This is a genomic window from Streptomyces sp. NPDC007875, assembly GCF_042868035.1.
In the GTDB taxonomy this organism is placed as follows: domain Bacteria; phylum Actinomycetota; class Actinomycetes; order Streptomycetales; family Streptomycetaceae; genus Streptomyces; species Streptomyces antimycoticus.
This window is the reverse complement of record NZ_JBIADZ010000063.1, coordinates 1-18,437: the sequence shown is the minus strand read 5'-3', so window position 1 is coordinate 18,437 and position 18,437 is coordinate 1. Positions and strand designations below refer to the sequence as shown.

Annotated in this window: 12 protein-coding genes and 6 pseudogenes; 13 read left to right on the top strand and 5 right to left on the bottom strand. The window is 65.3% G+C overall.

Going from position 1 to position 18,437, the window contains the following annotated elements; genetic code table 11:
* Together ACFYOY_RS48190 and ACFYOY_RS48185 are read left to right on the top strand one after the other, a co-directional pair.
* On the top strand, window positions 1–1,166 hold a 1,166-nt coding region (locus tag ACFYOY_RS48190; protein ID WP_351906264.1), incomplete at its 5' end, for a CoA transferase.
* Complete coding sequence (locus tag ACFYOY_RS48185; RefSeq protein ID WP_330816175.1) at window positions 1,163–2,533, top strand: aldehyde dehydrogenase family protein; 1,371 nt, start codon at window positions 1,163–1,165, stop codon at window positions 2,531–2,533. The genes ACFYOY_RS48190 and ACFYOY_RS48185, both read left to right, overlap by 4 nt.
* A gap of 135 nt (window positions 2,534–2,668) precedes the next feature.
* Here the strand turns inward: ACFYOY_RS48185 and ACFYOY_RS48180 are convergent.
* Window positions 2,669–3,321, bottom strand: a pseudogene (locus ACFYOY_RS48180) (transposase); the annotation flags it as partial.
* Window positions 3,322–3,722: 401 nt separating this feature from the next.
* Between ACFYOY_RS48180 and ACFYOY_RS48175 the strand changes: the two are divergent.
* Window positions 3,723–4,243, top strand: a pseudogene (locus ACFYOY_RS48175) (IS5 family transposase); the annotation flags it as partial.
* Between the two features lie 70 nt (window positions 4,244–4,313).
* Here ACFYOY_RS48175 and ACFYOY_RS48170 read toward each other — a convergent pair.
* The 3 genes from ACFYOY_RS48170 to ACFYOY_RS48160 all read right to left on the bottom strand — a co-directional run bounded on the left by ACFYOY_RS48170 (window position 4,314) and on the right by ACFYOY_RS48160 (window position 6,996).
* Window positions 4,314–5,807 (bottom strand): ISL3 family transposase, encoded by a 1,494-nt coding sequence (locus ACFYOY_RS48170; RefSeq protein ID WP_388594418.1) that lies wholly within the window; start codon window positions 5,805–5,807, stop codon window positions 4,314–4,316.
* Between the two features lie 197 nt (window positions 5,808–6,004).
* A complete protein-coding gene (locus ACFYOY_RS48165) occupies window positions 6,005–6,526 on the bottom strand; it encodes a transposase (RefSeq protein WP_388594410.1) in 522 nt (173 codons plus the stop codon).
* Window positions 6,527–6,600: 74 nt separating this feature from the next.
* On the bottom strand, window positions 6,601–6,996 hold the full coding sequence (locus tag ACFYOY_RS48160; RefSeq protein ID WP_351906260.1) for a hypothetical protein: 396 nt from the start codon (window positions 6,994–6,996) through the stop codon (window positions 6,601–6,603).
* On the opposite strand from ACFYOY_RS48160, the pseudogene ACFYOY_RS48155 reads away from it, so the two are divergent.
* The 5 genes and pseudogenes from ACFYOY_RS48155 to ACFYOY_RS48135 all read left to right on the top strand — a co-directional run.
* Window positions 6,995–7,165 (top strand): annotated as a pseudogene (locus tag ACFYOY_RS48155) (IS5/IS1182 family transposase); the annotation flags it as partial. The gene ACFYOY_RS48160 and the pseudogene ACFYOY_RS48155 sit on opposite strands and share 2 nt — an antisense overlap.
* A gap of 237 nt (window positions 7,166–7,402) precedes the next feature.
* A complete protein-coding gene (locus tag ACFYOY_RS48150) occupies window positions 7,403–8,488 on the top strand; it encodes an IS110 family transposase (RefSeq protein ID WP_388594415.1) in 1,086 nt (361 codons plus the stop codon).
* Window positions 8,489–9,451: 963 nt separating this feature from the next.
* Window positions 9,452–9,646 (top strand): hypothetical protein, encoded by a 195-nt coding sequence (locus ACFYOY_RS48145; protein ID WP_330816434.1) that lies wholly within the window; start codon window positions 9,452–9,454, stop codon window positions 9,644–9,646.
* Window positions 9,628–10,212: pseudogene (locus ACFYOY_RS48140) on the top strand (carbohydrate ABC transporter permease); the annotation flags it as partial. The gene ACFYOY_RS48145 and the pseudogene ACFYOY_RS48140, both read left to right, overlap by 19 nt.
* A 380-nt stretch (window positions 10,213–10,592) precedes the next feature.
* Window positions 10,593–11,224 (top strand): annotated as a pseudogene (locus tag ACFYOY_RS48135) (integrase); the annotation flags it as partial.
* 89 nt (window positions 11,225–11,313) lie between these two features.
* Here ACFYOY_RS48135 and ACFYOY_RS48130 read toward each other — a convergent pair.
* Window positions 11,314–12,216, bottom strand: a complete 903-nt coding sequence (locus ACFYOY_RS48130) for a LysR family transcriptional regulator (protein WP_330816429.1) — start codon at window positions 12,214–12,216, stop codon at window positions 11,314–11,316.
* Window positions 12,217–12,460: 244 nt separating this feature from the next.
* Between ACFYOY_RS48130 and ACFYOY_RS48125 the strand changes: the two genes are divergently transcribed.
* From ACFYOY_RS48125 to ACFYOY_RS48105, 5 genes and pseudogenes are all read left to right on the top strand, one after another.
* Complete coding sequence (locus ACFYOY_RS48125; RefSeq protein ID WP_330816428.1) at window positions 12,461–13,885, top strand: aldehyde dehydrogenase family protein; 1,425 nt, start codon at window positions 12,461–12,463, stop codon at window positions 13,883–13,885.
* Between the two features lie 41 nt (window positions 13,886–13,926).
* Window positions 13,927–15,378 carry an amino acid permease gene (locus tag ACFYOY_RS48120; protein WP_330816426.1) on the top strand — a complete coding sequence of 484 codons (1,452 nt, stop codon included), beginning with the start codon at window positions 13,927–13,929 and terminating at the stop codon, window positions 15,376–15,378.
* Window positions 15,375–15,986 (top strand): urea carboxylase-associated family protein, encoded by a 612-nt coding sequence (locus ACFYOY_RS48115; protein ID WP_330816425.1) that lies wholly within the window; start codon window positions 15,375–15,377, stop codon window positions 15,984–15,986. The genes ACFYOY_RS48120 and ACFYOY_RS48115 overlap by 4 nt, the downstream gene beginning before the upstream one ends.
* 28 nt (window positions 15,987–16,014) lie before the next feature.
* Window positions 16,015–16,377 carry a nuclear transport factor 2 family protein gene (locus ACFYOY_RS48110; RefSeq protein ID WP_330816431.1) on the top strand — a complete coding sequence of 121 codons (363 nt, stop codon included), beginning with the start codon at window positions 16,015–16,017 and terminating at the stop codon, window positions 16,375–16,377.
* Between the two features lie 484 nt (window positions 16,378–16,861).
* Window positions 16,862–18,437 (top strand): annotated as a pseudogene (locus ACFYOY_RS48105) (type I polyketide synthase); the annotation flags it as partial.

Here is an 18,437-nt window from a genome sequence, read left to right as displayed (position 1 = left end):
CAGCGCTTTCCGGTGTTCGTGTCGCCGACTTTTCCAGGGTACTGGCAGGTCCGCTCGTCACCATGACCCTCGGGGATCTCGGCGCTGATGTCATCAAGGTCGAGCCACCGCGCGGCGACGACACGCGACAATGGGGTCCGCCGCACGCCCCGGACGGCAACGCCACCTACTTCCTGGCCGCCAACCGCAACAAGCGGTCCTTGGTGCTCGATCTCAAGAGCCAAGCCGACCGAGAGACCGCTCGGCGCCTGATCCGACACAGCGACGTGCTCGTCGAGAACTTCCGGCCCGGAGTGATGGACCGCTTGGGCTTCGGCTGGGAAGACGCCCATAAGCTCAACCCCAACCTGATCTACTGCTCCATCAGCGGCTTCGGTCGGGAGGCAGGCGCCGGAATGGTCGGCTATGACGCCGTTATACAGGCGGTTGGCGGGCTCATGAGCGTCACCGGCACCCCGGACGCCGACCCGGTCAAGGCCGGAGTCGCGGTCGTCGACGTTTTGGCGGGCCTGAACGCGTTGACCGGAATCCTGGCGGCCTTGCATGCCCGTCAGAACGGGATGGGTGGCCAGCGCGTTGACGTGTCACTACTCAATAGCGTCCTATCAGCGCTGGCGAACCACTCGTCTGCCTACCTCAACGCAGATGTCGTCCCGGCCCGAGTCGGTAACGCGCACCCGAGCATCGAGCCATACTCGACCTTTCCTACTGCCGACGGAACGCTCATGCTCTGCGTGGGCAACGACCGGCAGTTCGTCGCGCTCTGTGGCGCGCTGGGCATGCCCGGATTGGCCACAGATACGCGCTTCGCTACCAACGAGGCGCGCGTTTCTCATCGCGACGAGCTGCGTCCGGTACTCGTGACCGCTCTGGCCGGCCACGACCGACGTCATTGGACCTCGGTGCTCTCGAGCGTCGGCGTGCCCTGCGGCTCGGTCAACGACCTTGCCGACGCCTTCCGTATGGCGGAGTCACTCGGGCTGAAGCCGATCGACCGCCTTGATGGTTTCGCGTCGGTCCGGTCGCCCATCGGGCTCAGTGCAACGCCGCCGCGGACCCGGCTCACGCCGCCACACCTCGATGAACACGGACCGGAACTACGCGCCTGGCTGGACGGACCGACGTCCACCCTCCTTCCACCCAACTCCCTGGAGAAGATTCAGTGACTGACATCGTCAGCGTGAACCCAGCACGTCCACTCCTCGAAATCGCCCGAATGCCGGCTAGTAGCACGCAGGAAGTCGACGAGGCCGCGCGTCGCGGTGCAGAGGCACAGCGAGACTGGGCTCGCCTGCCGGCAAGCGAACGCGGCCGGGCACTCATGGCGTTCGCGGACCGTTTGTCTTCCGACGCGGAATCGCTCGCCTCGCTGATCTGCGACGAGGTCGGCAAGCCGATCGGCGAAGCTCGTGCGGAAGTCGTCCGCTCCGTCGACATTCTGCGCTATTACGCAGGGCTGGCGATGCTGCCCGACGGCGAGACGTTGCCCTCCAGCACCGCCCGTGGCTGGCTACTGTCCCGCCGCTACCCCGTCGGTGTCATCGGAATGATCACCCCGTGGAACTTTCCACTGGCCATACCGACGTGGAAGGCAGCGCCGGCCCTTGCCTACGGCAACGCGGTGCTGCTCAAGCCGGCATCCTCGGCCATCGGCGTCGCGCGGCGGTTCGCCGCCGCGGCGCAGGAGATCCTTCCCGACGGCATCCTGCACATGCTGACCGGTGAGCGAGACGTCGCCGAAGCGATCATCGACCACGCGTCGGTGTCCGCCGTGTCCTTTACAGGGTCTACTGTGGTCGGTCGCTCGGTCGCAGCCAGGGCAGGCGCGCGGGGAGTGGCAGTACAGTGCGAGATGGGCGGTCAGAACCCTTCGGTCGTGCTCCGCGACGCCGACATGGAGCAGGCGGCCTCAACCATCGCTACCGCGATCACCGGCTACGCCGGCCAGAAGTGCACAGCGACTAGTCGCGTGATCGTCGAGGACCCGCTGGGCGATGCGTTTGTCGACCTCCTTGCCGACCGTTTGAAGGCGCTGAAGGTCGGCGACCCCGCGCTGCCGGGCACCGAGGTCGGCCCGCTGATCGACGCGGTGGCAAGGCAGTCGGTGCTCGCGGCGGTCGCGAGCAGCAGCGGTCGCACGATCACCGGCGGAACGGCTGTCGACGGGCTGGAGGGCTTCTATGTCACCCCGACGCTCGTCGACGTCAGCAGCTCACGCGACGTGCTCATCGAACAGGAAGTCTTCGGGCCTGTCGCTGCGGTGGTTCGCGCCCGCTCGCGTGAAGAAGCCCTCGGACTGGCCAACTACGGCACGTACGGCCTGGTCGCCTCAGTTTTCACCTCCGATCTGGAGGCGGCCATGACCTTCTGCGACGAGCTCCAGGTTGGCATGGTCAAGATCAACGCGCCGACGTCCGGAGCCGACTTTCATGCGCCGTTTGGCGGCAGCCGCGCCTCCGCGCTCGGACCGCACGAGCAGGGTCTGGCTGCCCGCGAGTTTTTCACGCAGAGGCGCACCCTGACCTTGGCATGACCAGTCAAGCGCCGACGCCCGGCCAGCGGGCGCGGCGGCATGGGAGTCGCTGAATCCTAGGCCCGCCTTTGGCCTGTGGTCTCACCTCGGTCGTTCATGAGCCCTCGTTGTCGGTGAGCTCGTCGGGGGCGCGCGCGTGGCCTCCAGTTGCCGCGGGAGGGCCAGAGCCTGCTTGCCGAGCGCGTCCTCGACCAGCTGCGGCTGGCAGGCGTAGGTGCCCGGGAAGATCACGCGCAGCCGGTCAGCCTCGACATCGCTGTCACAGTTGCGGCCTTCCTACCCGCATGAGTGCGGATCGGATCTGTGCCCGGGAGAGACGAGCTGCCCGGGCCCGGGGTGGGCACCGGCATGATCAGTTTACAGGCGTCGGACCCACACAGGCCGTTGGCCCAGACGGCCAAGGCATCCAGGCAGCGGCATAGTACCTGCGGAGCAAGGGACGAAGCTGGTTCGCAATTGCTGGCGGTTCCAGGTCGCGTCTTGCTGGGCCCAGGCCAGCAAGGCGATGGCCCGAGCGGGGTCGGTGTCGGCTGGCAGCGGACGGTGCATGGGCTTGTCGGTGCTCAGGATGTTGGCCAGAACCAGGGCGTCGCCCGGATCGGATTTCTTACGCGAAACGCTATGCCGGTCGCGCTAGCTTACGGCGGCCGTCTCGTTGACCGCGAAGACCTGCCGCTTGCCTCATTGCCTGACCGCAGTGCGGCAACCAGTTGGCCGCCGCTGGTCTCGATGGCGATCGGGATGGGGTCGGCCTCGGCGTCGCCGTACTCGGTGAACAAGTCCAGCAGCAGCCGTTAGCCGACCGCCTCGTCAGTCATGCGGCGGAGGAGACCGTGGAATTTCGGCACGAGCTGATGGAGGGGCGGACAGCCCGGAGCTACGGGTACGGCGTGCTGCGGTGGTTCCGCCTGCTGCAACTGCTGGGGGTGGCCTGGGAAGGACGATCGACACCCACGCCCCGTCGCGGATGCTGCCGTCGGATTCGACGACCGCGGGCCAGGCCGCAACCGGGACTTTCACGACAGCCTGGTGCATGGCGGTGACGGTCATGCCGACGGAGTACGACGGCCTTGCCCGCGACGGGTGAACCAACGGCAGGCTCGTACCCACCCGCTCGGATTAGCCGTCTCGACTATGAGATCACGCACTAAGACCGTGTCCTACGTGGTGAGGCGGGCGTTGGCTCGGTATGGGGCAGAGAACGTGGAGTTGGATCGTGCCGGACGGCTTGTGGGAGGTCGCCAGGCCGCTGATCCCGAAGCAACGAACACGGTCGCAGGGCGGCGGAACGGCCAACACCCCTGATGAAACGCTGCTCGCGGCCATCATCTACGTGCTGGTCAGCGGGTGTGCCTGGCGGGCATTGCCGCCGTGCTTCGGCGTGTCGAAGTCGACCGCGCACCGCCGGTTTCTGATCTGGTCCAGAGCCGGTCTGTGGGGCCGCCTGCACGAAGCGGTGCCGCACCGGCTGGATGACGCCGGCCTCATTGACGTCACCCGCGTCGTCCTCGACACCGCTCACGTCAGGGCGAAAAAAGGGGCGAACGAACAGGTCCGAGCCCCGTGGACCGAGGCAAGCCGGGCTCCAAGATGCACATCCTGTCGGACGCGAACGGACTGCCCCTCCTCGTCGGCGTTTCCGCCACGAACGTCCACGACAGCGAAGGTCTGAAGCCGGTGGACAGCGGACTCAGCTTGGCGCCTGAGCCCAGGTGTGTCACTCACTGGCTCTATCTCATATCCGGCCCTGTCTCACATTCGGTGGTAACGGAGCGTGCTGCTATCCGAGGAGGATACGGTGGCGGAGCAAGGTGAAGCCTGCTCGTCCGTGCATCTGGCGCGCGATCCGTTTGGTCTTCGTGTTGACGCCCTCGGTGGGGCCGTTGCTGTACGGAAGGGTGAGCCCCGCGATCACGGCGTCGAGGTCTCGGTCCAGGCCCCGGGTGAAGGTGCGCAGATGAGGCAGGTCGGCCTCTCGGACTTGGGCGATCCAGCGCGTGAGTGCGTCGGCGTTGTCGGCGTGCGGCGTAAGGAGCGGGGCGAAGTCTCTGATACCGGCCGCGAGTTGAGTCATCTCGGGGCAGGAGGCGGTGAGTTTGGCCAGGAGTCCGTGCTGCTCGGTCTTGAGGTTGTCGGGCCTGGTCAGCAGCATCCGGGCGAGCCGCCGCGGGGAGATGTGGCTGCGGTCGGCGTCTGCGCGGCCTTGGTTGATGTACTTGTGCAGAAGGTTGAGGCATCCCGTGAAGCCGAGGGCTTTGATCTCTTCGAAGAGGTGCTTGACGGGGGCGGCGGGGTCCTCGGCTCGGCGTTTGCGCAGGTGCTCGCGGTAGGGGTCGACGAGACTGGCGCGGTATTTGGGGACGCGGAGCATCCGTTCGGGCTGGTCGGCGCGGGCGTAGCGTTTGACGGTGTTCAGGGCGAGTTGCAGGCGGCGGGCGCATTCCAGCAGGCCGGCGCCTTGGTCGAGGAGGTCGTGGACCTGGCGCCAGCGTTCGAGGGTGGTCTGTGCGCGGGGCCCGTCGTAGATGGGTGCGTCCAGTACGGTGGCCCAGCAGGTGCTGTGGGCCTTCACCTCGCTGAGGGTGGCGTCGCACAGGTTGTGCCACAGATGCCAGCGATCTCCGACCTGCACCGCGTCGGGCAGGGCGCGGCGGATGGCCTCGGCATAGGTCGCCGAGCCGTCACGACACACGACCTCGATACCCGGGTGCTTGCGCAGCCACACTTCAAGGGTGTCGGCGGTGCGGTCGGGCAGCACGTCGATCCGCTCATGGGTCTCGGCGTCGATCACCACGGTGGCATAGCGGTGCCGTCGGCGCAGGGCGAAGTCGTCGACGCCGATCACACGGGGTGTCCGCCCGGTGGGCAGTGGGATGCGCAGTAGGGTGCGCAGCGTCGTGTGACGCGACAGGCCCACCGCGAGTACCGCCAACAGGCGTGCACCCGCTCGGCCCGCTAACTCCTCGACCCCGGCCTTAACTTGCCTGGTCAGGCGGGCGGTGCGGCGCTGGTATCGCTCCAGGACTCCGGGCACCTGTTCGCGGAAGGTGTGGCGGCAGCCGCGCGTGGGACACACCAGGCGCCGGACCCGCACACGGACCACCACCCGGCGGTCGTCGACCGGCACGTCGGCCACCGTCCGCAGCTGATATCCGTGTACTCGCCCGGACGGCGCCCCGCACACCGGCCAGACCGCGGCCTCCGTCGGCGTCCGGGCTCGCACCACGATCCGCTCGCCCTCGTCGGTGACCCCGTCTATGACCAGCGGGGACATCCCCGAAAACACCGTCTGCACGAGCTCGTTGACATTCTTCACGGGAATGTCAACGACCCTCACGACTCTCCGTTACCACCGAATGTGAGACAGGGCCTCATATCCGGTGAAACGCCTCCTCCGAGCTGCGAAGTCAACTTTTGAGCGGCCCTTTCGAAGTCATGACACTCAGTTACCACCAGCTGTGAAGGGCCGACTTACGTAATCCGCGAAGCGGGATCCGGCGACGACAGCGCCGCATCGAGGGAAAGCCCCTGCCCAGCCACAGGCCTCCGGAATCGCCATGTCGTCGGGCAGGTCCGACAGCCAGAACCGGATCGGTGCTTCCTCGCAGTCAGGCCATTCGGCCAGCAGCCGCACCTAGGGCAGGACGCCGTCCCACCGGCCGTGCTCGGCCACCGCGGCTGGGCCGGCCGGCGTGAGCGCATCCCGGCCGGCCGGACAAACTTCGTGAGGAAGCGGGAGGTCATCGGGCCGCGGGAGCCTTCCCGCCAGGTCGCCTCGCGGAAGGCTTCCCACCCCGCGGCCGCGGCCAGTTCATCCAGGGTGTCCAGCGCCAGCTGCCACTTCTCCCGGTGCCCGACATCCTTGGGCACGCAGGTCCGTCGGCGCCGGAAGGCGTCAGCCGCCCACTCCCGGGGGAGGAAGAGCCGCCACCGCAGCGGGCACGAGGCCGTGTCGGTCGCGCGTGGACGCTGAGTCGGGTAGGACCGCCGCATTGCTGCGACGGTCCCCCCTCGGAACCGGCCGTGCCGGGTTTCCCCACAGCTCGGCTCAAGCAAGCCCCGAAGGCTCACAGGTGCGCAGTGCCGCAGGACGCGTGGATAAGCAGGACGCGTGGATAAGTCGGAGCTGTACCCCCGTCCGACGTGTCGATCCCGCGATAGGTGATCTTCTTGGTGGTGATGGCCTGGCGGGTGCCCCGCAGCCATTGCTCCGATTCGGTGGGGCTGGACGGCGGGGCGTCGGCGTGCAGCAGCGGGCCCCGGCAAATCAGACACTGCCCGTTCCGCGCCTGGAGCAGGCACAGGGTGGCGCGGTCGATCGGCGGTGGTGTGCTGGTGCGGCGCCGTTCGGCCCAGTAGGTCGCAAGGGCAGGGTCGTCCGGGGACGCCGAGCCGTGGACCATCTGGTGTCGGACGATCTTTGTCCAGGCGAATTTCAGCAGGTAGGCGCTGCTTAGCCGCATCAAGGCGGTCATCCCGGAGAAGAAGGACCAGGCCGCCAACCGGAAGAAGGAGGGCTCCGGCGGCGGTCGGCCCGTCAGTTACGACGCGAACCTCTACAAGGAGCGGAACACCGTCGAACGCCTGATCAATAAGCTGAAAGCCTGGCGAGGCATCGCCACCCGATACGACTGTGAGGATGGCGGTGCCGTCTCGGTGGTGGCCTGACCCGCGATACGACTGACTGTCTTGTCCTGAGTCTTGATCTGTCGGCCACTGTCCGGGACGGCACTTGCTGCCGCCAGGCCGGCGGGTGTGTCCCGATAGGGGCCTTCGCGACAGGCACCGTCACAGTCCTGACCACCCTGCCAGCCCGGCGACGGCCACCAGCTCCGGTTCGATGGCAGGAGACAGATGACCAGTGCCACCATGGCCCAGCCGATCCGTTTTCACCATGACTGCCGTCGTGAGGTCGTTCTGGGTGTCGACACCCACAAGGATGCCCACGTGGCAGCCGTGGTTTCGACCACGGGCAAGCTGATCGGCTCCCGGAGCTTTCCTGCCACGGCCGATGGCTACCAGCAACTGCTGGACTGGGCCCGCTCATCAGGCATGGTCAGCCACGCTGGAGTCGAGTGCACCGGCTCCTACGGAGCTGCGCTGAGCCGCTTTCTGCGCGCCAACAAGCTCACCGTCATCGAGGTGAACCAGCCGGACAAGGCAACACGCCGCCGTCGCGGCAAGACCGACACCATCGACGCCGAGGCAGCAGCGCATGCCGTGCTGTCCGGCCGAGCCACCGCGACGGCCAAGCTCGCTGACGGTCCCGTTGAAGCTCTCCGGCTCTTCAAGATGGCCAAGGTCTCCGCGGTCAAAGCCCGCACCCAGGCCATCAACCAGCTCAAGGCGGTACTCGTGACGGCCAGTCCAGAGCTGCGAGAGTCTCTGGAAGGGCTGACCATTCCCAAACTGGTCCGAGCCTGCACGACACTGCACAGGTCTGCGGCCGGCACGGCCAGGGCAGCCGCGGTCTTCACCCTGCGGCTGCTCGCCCGTCGAATCGAGGAACTCGATGATGAGATCGCCGCTCTCAAGCAGCAGACCACCGACGTGATCAGGCAGCACATTCCGCAACTGCTTGACTGCTACGGCGTGGGTCCGGACACCGCCGCGGCGCTACTCATCGCCACAGGCGACAATCCTGAACGACTCCACAGCGAGGCTTCGTTTGCCTCGCTCTGCGGGGTGAGCCCAGTCGAAGCCTCCTCGGGCAAGACACAGCGCAGAAGGCTCAATCGAGGCGGCGACCGTCAGGCCAACTCGGCTCTCTACACGATCGTCCTTGCCCGACTCCGCTGGGAGACACGCAGCCGCAGCTACGTCGAGCGACGCATCGCCGAAGGCAAAACCCGACGCGAAGCCATCCGCTGCCTGAAACGCTACGTCGCCCGAGAGCTCTACACGATCATCATTCGAGCCCATGCTCGGCCCCGCGACCAGGCCCTGGCAGCTTGACATCCATAGGGGCATCAAGACCCCCGACAGCTGCCTCGCCGGACTCCACCTGCGCGCCTCGATGATCTGGCTCAAGGGCCTCACCCGAACCACCCATTGGTCACGACTCAATGCGCGCCCTAGTACTCCAGCAGCACTTCGCTGCTTTCCCTGTCCAGGGGTGGTTTGGGTGAGTGTAGTGGGCTGATTGCGGGTCTGCGTTCTCTTTCCCGTGCCGCCCCTCGATCGTGTGTCGCCGCCACCGCGAACGCTGCCGGGCGGCGAAGACCCCCGACGAGCGGGCCTTCGCCACCTAGCCCGACATGGCCAAGGCCATGGTGCTGCGGGCGATCGCCTCGCCGCTGCCGATCGCCTGGGCGACCGCAGACTCCGCCTACGGCCAGGAGTGGCGGCTGCGCCGCTGGCCCCGGGGTTTACGAGCCATCCGTTCCTGGCTCACCCCTGCCGTCGCCCTCAACCGGTGGTGGCGAGCTTGGACGAACAAGGACCCACCCACCGAACTCCAGGCCCTGACCGACACGGCCACCACCGGACACGGCATTGACCTCTACCACCGGATGCAACGAGCCACCGGTGACCACACCAACGACCGACCTGGGGGCAGTCGGTCCCCGCAGTGCACACGATGCGTTGGAGTCGGAGGGAACTCGAGGCTCCTCCACGAAACGCTGATGTCATCGCCTCGCGAATGCTGATGGCGCGATGTCGGCCGGTTCTTAGAGTGGAGCCAGACATGAATGCTTCTCACGGATGGTTGGGCCGGATGACTTACCACACGGAAGTTTCGGTTTCCGACGTCGAGACGCTCCTTCGGCGGCACCCGGCTGCGGGCCGGGCCTTGGCCGTCTGGGAAGGGGCTCGTCCGGATCGGGACTTAGTGTCTCTTGGGCGGCCCAGCCCGGGCACCGCTTCGCCGAGGCGGAGTTCAGGGGGCGCTCCCTCCCCGCCAGTCTCGCCACCGCGGTGCACCGCTCCCACACGTTCGTGGAGTTGGCGGAGCTGCCCGTCGACGGACATGGTGGGATGCGTCACGCCGCACTGCCCGCGTACCGCAGCGCCACGGAGTTGCTCGGCCTCTCGCGCGGGGAGTTCACGGGTCGCGAGGTCACCAGGCGAGAGGAGTTCTTCGACGCCGGCGGACGCTGCTGGTCGTGGTGATCGGCGCCCTGGCCGGTTACGCCTTCGCCTGGATGGACTTCCCCGGCCGCGACTGGTGGTTCCTCATCGTGGTCGGCCTGCTGGTCGTCCCGGTCCAGGTCGCGCTGATCCCGGTGGCCAAGCTCTTCGGCGAGATCGGCATCTTCCAGACCACCACGGGCGTGGTCCTCTTCCACACCGCCTTCGGCCTCCCCTTCGCGATCTTCCTCCTGCGGAACTTCTTCGCGGAAATCCCCCGCGAACTGCTGGAGGCGGCCCGCCTGGACGGCGCGGGCGAACTGCGCCTGTTCCTGCGCGTGGTGATGCCGCTGGGCGGTCCGGCCATCGCCTCGCTGGGCATCTTCCAGTTCCTGTGGGTCTGGAACGACATGCTGGTCGCCCTGATCTTCGCGGACAGCGGCAACCCGCCGATCACGGTCGCCCTGCAGCAGCAGGTCCGGCAGTTCGGCAACAACATCGACATCCTCGGCCCGGGCGCCTTCGTCTCGATGCTCATCCCGCTGGCGGTCTTCTTCGCCTTCCAGCGGCAGTTCGTGGCGGGCGTGATGGCGGGCGCGGTGAAGTAACACCCCCCGAACCACGGGCAGCCCGGCACCCCTCCTGGGTGCCGGGCCGCTCCTTTGTGGTCAGTGACAGCCGGACCGCGTCTCGGCGGTGTCCTTCAGCCGTTGCATCCAGTCCTTGAGGCCCGCGTCGAGGCTGCTCTGACTGCCGGGGATGTCGGCTTCGACGGGAGAGCCTGCCCAAGACTCCTCCGCGGTTGAGCACGCCGCCCTTGACCGGCTTGAAGGTGAACAGGTGGACACCGGTGATGCCGTTCACGGGCGCGCCCCATGCGGTGCACCCCAGCGGCTCCACCGCCTCGACCATCGACTTGACCTTCATGTTCTGCGGTGACCATTCCTGGAGCCTTTCGTTCGCCCAAGTATGGGCACGATCAGTGATCGTGGGTCTGCGATTGCTCTACCTGATCTTTTGCCGGCTGCTGGGCTGCCTCCTCTTGCTGGGCCGATCGACCGCCGCGAGCAACGCCGAGATCCTCGCGCTTCGCCATGAGGTCGCTGTCCTGCGCCGTCAGATGGAGCGCCCGCGGCTCTCATGGGCCGATCGTGCCGTGCTCTCCGCTCGCGCGCGGCACCTTCCACCCGTCTTGCGCCGCCACCGCGTGTCACCCCAGGCACCCTGCCGAACTGGCACCGCCGTCTCGTAGTGCGCTGGAAATGGCGCCAAACCCCAACCGGACCTGGGGATACGTCAGGATCCAAGGCGAACTCCGACGGCTCCGTCATGGGGTTGTCGCCGCCACGATCCGGCGCGTCCTGCGCCGCTCCGGTCTGCCACCAGCAGCGCGCCTCCCAGCAGACCTGGCGCTCCTTCCTCCGCGCCCAGGCCCGCCCGTTGCTCGCCTGCGACTTCATGCACGTGGAGACCATCTTCCTCGAACGTCTCTACGTTTTCTTCGTCATGGAGATCAAGACCCGGCACGTCCATGTCCTGGGCGTCACCGCCCACCCCACCGGCGCATGGGCCGCCCAACTCGCCCGCAACCTGCTCATGGACCTCGAAGACAGAGCTGGCAGCGTACCCGGGGTGCCCAGACGATGGTCGCACAAGACAAACCCCTCAGGCACGCGCTCTTGACAACGGTTGACACCTGATCAAGTTGGTTAGCTCGCCGGAGAGTTGTGCGCACGCATGAAGGCGTCGAGGATGATCTCTCTGAACGCAAGCGCACCGGGCGAGCTGCCGACCTCGGGTGTGGCGATCACGATGCGACGAGCAAGCTTGGGTGGCCCCATGTCCAAGACGCTCACCGCAGGCCCGGCGGTCTCGGCCTTTGAACGGGGCATCAACGCGACCCCCAGCCCGGCCGCGACTAGCTCACGGACGGTGTCGAGTTGCAATACCTCGATCATCACCCGCGGCATGAAGCCTGCCTTCTTAGCCGCGGTCCGAAGGGTCCGTTGCGTGCCAGATCCGCGATCCAAGGTGATGAAAACCTCCGCACCGAGTTCCGACATACTCACCGTATGTTGGTGGGCAAGCCGGTGCTCGAGAGGGACGATCAGCACGAAATCGTCCCTGGCGAGATCATCAATGATCAGGCCCGAGCGGTTCCCCTCGGGAGCTTGAGCGATGGCCAGGTCGATTGCTCCGGCCGCGAGTTCATCGAGCATTGTCGTCGTTGTCAGCTCGCGGAGGATGAACCGGACGCCCGGATGGCGGCGCCGGAAAGTGTGGATGAGCGCCGACAGCTGAACTCCGGGCAACGATTTTATGGCGGCGACTGTGAGATCCTCTGTAACTTCCTCCGTCGACGAACCCATTTGCCCCTCGATCGAGTCGAGTTGCTCCAAAAGGGGCCGGGCAAGCATCAGGAGTCGCTGTCCCGCTGCAGTCAAGTTGACGCGGCGTGACGTCCGCTCGAACAGACTTCGCCCCAGGACCCGCTCCATCTCGCGTATCCGCTGAGACACGTGCGGCTGAGCGACCAGCAGTCGCTCGGCTGCGCGGGTGAAGTTGGCTTCCTCGGCCACGGCGACGAAGTACTGAAGATCCCGAGTTTCCACAGGTTCAGGTTACGCCAGGAAAGCACCGCCACATACTTGAGATCGCCAGGATGCCGAGAAGCACAACTGAGAGACACCGGAAGGATGCGCACGGTGATAATCGATATCTCTCCCTTATGGAACCAGTCGAATCACGTCTTAGACGCTTTCTGATTGGCCCTGCGAGGATACGACAAGGAGGGGTCGAACCGGGCGCGGCGCCGCGGGCCTCGGATCTCAGGCGGAAGAAATTAAGGTGGGAGTCATGGACAGGGAAGTCCGGCAGGAAATAGATCGCGTGTTCGATATCCAGCGCGACTACCGATGGACCGCGAAGGTCTCATCAGCTGCGCATCGACGGTCGATGCTCGAGAGGTTGCGAGCCGGTGTGCTGCGTCATGCCGACCGAGCGGTCGAGGCACTGCACGCCGACCTGGGGAAGCCGTCTGGCGACACGCAGGCACACGCGGAGATCAACAACATCGTCGATCACATCGATCGGGCACTGGAAGAGCTCGAGGGCTGGATGGCGCCGGTTGATCTCGGCCCCTCTCCCGACTACCCCGGTGCCACCGTACGGCTGGAGTACGAGGCCCGTGGAGTGGTGCTGATCTTCGGGCCCTGGAATTTCCCCCTCCAGCTCGCGCTGCAGCCGCTCGTGCCGGCGATCGCCGCGGGGAACACCGCCATCGTCAAGCCCAATGAGATGTGTCCGGAGACCTCGAAGGTCACGGCAGCGATCATCCGGGAGGTCTTCGACGAACGGGAGGTCTCGGCAATCGAGGGCGGCGTCGACGTGGCCAATGCGCTACTGGAGAAGCCCATTGACCACGTTTTCTTCACCGGGAGCCCGACTGTAGGCAAGGTTGTCATGGCCGCGGCGGCCAAGCATCTGGCATCGGTCACCCTGGAATTGGGTGGGAAGTGCCCCGGGATCGTCGACGGGACAACCGATCTTGTCGAGGTTGCGGAGATAGTTGCGGAGGGCCGACAGTACAACAGCGGTCAGATCTGCCTGGCCGTAGACCATCTCTGGATCAAGGAAGAACTTCGCGACGACTTCCTGAGCTCCTACTGGGAGGCGATCGATCGCAAGCACTATCGCGACGGCGCTTTCGACCAGAGCACAATCTCCCGGATGGTCGACAAGCGCAATTCCGACAGGGTGCAGGCGTACATCGACGACGCCGTGGCGCGAGGAGCCGTGCTTCCCCGAGGTGGCCGGGCCACGGACGGAAGCGACAGCTTCGAGCCGGCCGTGCTGCTCGATGTCCCGCTGGATGCCCGGGTGATGCAGGAGGAGATCTTCGGACCCGTCCTCCCCGTTCTGACGTATCGCGACGTCACGGAGGTCACAGGTTTCCTTCAGCAGGCACAGAAGCCTCTGGCCATGTACATCTTCAGTGAAGACGACGCGTTCGTGGACACAGTACTGCGGAGCACATCTTCCGGTGGCGTGACCGTTAACGGCTGGGCATCTCATTGGGGTGATCCGGCCCTCCCCTTCGGGGGCGTGAATCACAGTGGAGTGGGCAGCTACCACGGCCTGTTCGGGTTCAAGGAACTCTCACACGAGCGCGCCATCATCGTGCACTCCGGAAAGGACGACAACGGCGAGAGGTCGGCTTGGGACGGCCGTCTGATCGTCCCGCCCACAACGTCGGTCGAACCGGCATCAGCCGATAAGTGAGCTGAACGTCGATGAGAGAGTCATCGAAAGGCGGTGCGGCGATGGAGACCAGCGTTCGCGCCAACGAGCTGAAGCGAGACTTCGGCCTCTGGTCAGCGTTCGCACTCGCGTTCGCGTTCATCTCGCCGATCATCGGGCTGTACACGATCTTCGCGCCCAGCATCTCAACCGCCGGGCCCGGGTTCTGGTGGGCGATCCCCATCGTCCTTCTCGGGCAACTGCTCGTTGCCGTCGTGATGGCCGAGGCGGCCTCTCGGTGGCCTCTCGTCGGCGGCGTATACCAGTGGTCCAGGAGACTGATCGGAGCCCGCTACGGATGGTTCGCCGGGTGGGTGTACATATGCACACTGGTAGTGGCGACCGCGACTCCGGCGTATGTCGGAGCGTCCTTCCTCGCACCACTGGTGGGGATCCACGACCCGAGCAGCGCACAGCTCATCGTCCTCTCACTGGTCATCCTCGCCGCCGCGACGGCGATCAACGCCCTCAACCGCATGGGGCTGCGACTGATCACTGTTGTGAGCATCTCCGCCGAAGTCCTCGGAAGCTTGGTAATCGGGACGATCCTGCTGCTCTTCTACCGCGAGAACAGCTTGTCGGCCATCTTTGACGGCATAGGCGACAGCGGTGTGACAACGCCGAATATGCTCGCCGCGATGGCAATCGTCGGCTGGGCGTTCGTCGGTTTTGAATCCGCGGGGTCGGTGGCCGAGGAAACCGTCGACGCGTCACGGACCGCACCGAAGGCCATCATCCTATCGCTGCTGATCGTCGGACTCGTGGTCATGTACTCTGCACTTGCGCTGATCCTCGCGATCCCGGAGCATTCGCTCGGCAAGAGTTCCGATCCGATCACCGGCACGTTGTCCGCCCAGTTGGGTTCCGGCATCACCAAGCCGTTGTTCGCAATCGTAGTCATTGGATTTATGGCCGGAACGGTTGCTGGACAGGCGTCGGTTTCACGCGTGATCTACGCTTTGGCACGTGATGAACTGCTGCCGGGGCACCGGGCTATGAGCCGACTCTCGCGACGGCAGCAACTTCCCTGGATCGCGGTCCTCATCGTAACCCTGGGGGCTGTTCCGCTGCTACTCCTCACTGGTACCGACCTAAGCGTCACGCTGTTCAACCTCGCCATCGGTGGGTTCTACGTGGCGTTCGCGTTCCCGGTCGGCGGCATGCTGATCGCCCGTCTGCGCGGGCAGGACACCGCGGGGCCGTTGAGCCTCGGCAAATATGGACTAGCGATCAACGTCGCCGCAGTCGCCTGGCTGGCGTTCGAGATCGTTAACATCACATGGCCCAGGCACGACGGGGCGTCCTGGTACCAGAACTGGAGCGTCACGATCATGCTCGTCGTTATCTTCACCGGAGGCGCAGTCACCTACCGGTTTGTACGCGACGTCGTCAAACAGCTCGACCAGCCCTCCACTCCCGTCCCTGAAGCACAGGCACAAATTCACCCCGAACCTGGGAAGAAAGCTCTCAAGTGACCATCACTTCATCATCTAAGCCGCTCTGGGTCCGCGATGTCGCCCCGGGCACAGGAGCATCAGGCCGTGTTGCCGCCGGACAGACCTTGCGAATCATCGATCTCGAGGGTCAGCAGGTCGCGGACCTGGTGTCCTTCAGCGCTGAGGATCCCGGCGAGCACCTGGACGTGACCTATACCACCTTCGCTGCCGAGTCTTGGCAGCTGGGGAAAGATGACGTATTCGTCACCAACCGTATGCGTCCAATATGGACGATGACGGAAGACACCTGTGGCATACACTACGCTGGTGGTGGCTTCTGTTCACGAGAGCTGAACTCACTGTTCAAAATCGACCAGCCGGGCTGCTACGAAACGATCCTCAACGAGCTCATCGAGCTCGACACCCCAATGACGGGATTGAATCCGGCTAGCTGCTTCAACGTGTTCATGAACTTCCCATATGGCGCTGATGGCAGCCTCAAAGTACAGGAGTCACTCTCGCGGCCTGGCGACGTTGTCGAGCTGCGGGCCGAGATGGATTTGCTGTGGGCGGTCTCGGTATGTCAGATGCCGGGGCCGTGCAACGGACCGCAACCGACCCCGATGAGGTTTGAGCTGCATGGCTAGGGCAGAAGCGAGCGAGCTCTTGGCGCTGATGGAGCGCTTCGCGGCCGCTTGGAATCGACACGACATCGATGCGCTGATGTCTTGCATGCACCCCGATGGGGTCTACGAGGCATCGACCGGAGCTGATCGTGACGGGGAACGCTTCAGCGGCGAATCGGCGGTCCGCGACGGCTACCAGTCGCTGCTGGACCGCATGCCTGATGCTCAATGGCACGATGCACGCCACTTCGTGGCAGGCGACCGCGGAGTAACCGAATGGACGTTCACCGCGACCAAGCCAAACGGTGCCCGCATCGAAACTGATGGCTGTGATCTGCTGACGTTTCGCGAAGGTCTGATCGTCCGCAAGAGCTCGCTGCGCAAGATCCGTCCCGACCTGCCCGCCGACTGACTGCCCTTCGTAATCTAGGCTCGCGATTCGTCAAAGCGACGATGTGAACCGCCGCTGCCCCGGTCCGCCCCTACAACTGTATAGAGCCGACCGGGGCACAGTCGCCGCTGCGACGCTGATCCGCGCCAGGCCGCGCCAGGCCGCGCCTGAAACCTGATCGAAACCACACAAGCGCGCACTGCGGCTCCGGCTAGGGCCGTGTCCTATGTGGCGAGTTGAACGTAGCGTTTGTAGCAGCACAGGGCTACAGCAGATCCGATGAAGACCAGCAATCAGGGGCAGGACATTATAACGCCGCCCGAATGCCCATGTCGTAATGGCGAAGTAGAAGCTTCTTGCGCCGGGTAGTGCCGCCCCAAGATGACGCGCTCGCGACGTAGGCCCGAGTGTTCACCACGCCAGAGCGCAATCAACAAGCGGACTTCTTCCGTTGTAACGGTCGAATTCGGCTTGCTAACAACGGATTGCTTTGGGAGGGGTTCTTGTGGACGCCATCCGAGTTCAACTCGAGGATACGCTGAGACACGCCGTGAAGGAAAATTTGCGGCTTCGCAACCGCTTGGCTGCCGCGTCAGCCGATCCTGTTGTGGTCGTGGGGATGGCGTGTCGCTACCCGGGCGGCGTGGCTTCCCCCGAGGACCTGTGGACCGTGGTCAGCCAGGGTGTCGACGCTGTCGCCGCGTTCCCGGACGACCGGGGCTGGGATATCGACGGGCTGTTTGACCCGGATCCGGACCAACCTGGCAAGACCTACGTCAGGCACGGCGGCTTTCTCAGTGACGTCTCCGGATTCGACGCGGACTTCTTCGGTATCTCCCGACGCGAAGCACTCGCCATGGACCCGCAACAGCGTCTTCTGCTGGAGGTGTCGTGGGAAGCCGTGGAACGTGCGGGCATCGCCCCGTTGTCCCTACGCGGAAGCCGTACTGGCGTGTACGCCGGATTGATGTATCACGACTACGGATCACGATTGCGAACCGTCCCGGACGAAGTGGAGGGATACCTCTACAACGGCAGCGCGGGGAGTGTGGCGTCGGGGCGGGTGTCGTACGTGCTGGGACTGGAAGGCCCCGCAGTATCGGTCGACACCGCCTGTTCCTCGTCGTTGGTGGCACTGCACTTGGCTGCCAAGGCGCTCAGGGAAGGCGAGTGCACGATGGCGTTGGCGGGCGGCGTGACCGTGATGTCCTCGCCGGACGTGTTCGTCGATTTCTCCCGGCAGCGAGGGTTGTCACGCGATGGCCGATGCAGAGCCTTCTCAGATTCCGCGGACGGAACCGGATGGGCCGAGGGGATCGGTGTCCTCGTGCTCGAGCGGTTGTCTGACGCGCAACGTCTCGGACATCGCGTACTTGCGGTCGTAAGAGGTTCAGCGGTCAACCAGGATGGCGCGTCGAACGGCCTTACCGCGCCGAACGGCCCCTCCCAGCAACGCCTCATCCGTCAAGCACTGGCCAACGCAGACCTGACGGCGAGTGAGATCGATGTTGTCGAAGCGCACGGCACCGGAACGCGCCTCGGTGACCCCATTGAAGCTCAAGCACTGCTCGCCACCTACGGCCAAAGGCCGCCAGAGGCGCCCCCACTCCTTCTGGGGTCATTGAAATCGAACATCGGCCACAGTCAAGCCGCAGCAGGCGTTGGTGGCGTCATCAAGACAATCATGGCCATACAACATGGAATGGTGCCCAAAACCCTGCATGTAGACGAACCATCCAGTCAGGTCGACTGGGCCAGCGGCAGCGTCGAACTCACCACGGCACAGCGAGTCTGGCCCGACACCGGGCGTCCACGACGAGCAGCGGTCTCCGCGTTCGGCGTCAGCGGAACCAACGCGCACGTCATCATCGAGCAAGGCCCAGTCATCGAAGAGGAACAGGCGAGCACCATCGATGACACGGTTCCTCTTGTGCTCAGCGCGAAGACAGCTGCGGCACTGCGCGCTCAAGCCACCCGGCTCGCCGGCTACATCGAGCACACATCACCGGACCTGGGGAGCTTGGCACACGGTCTGGTCACGGCGCGTTCCTTGTTCGACCACCGCGCCGTTGTCATCGGCG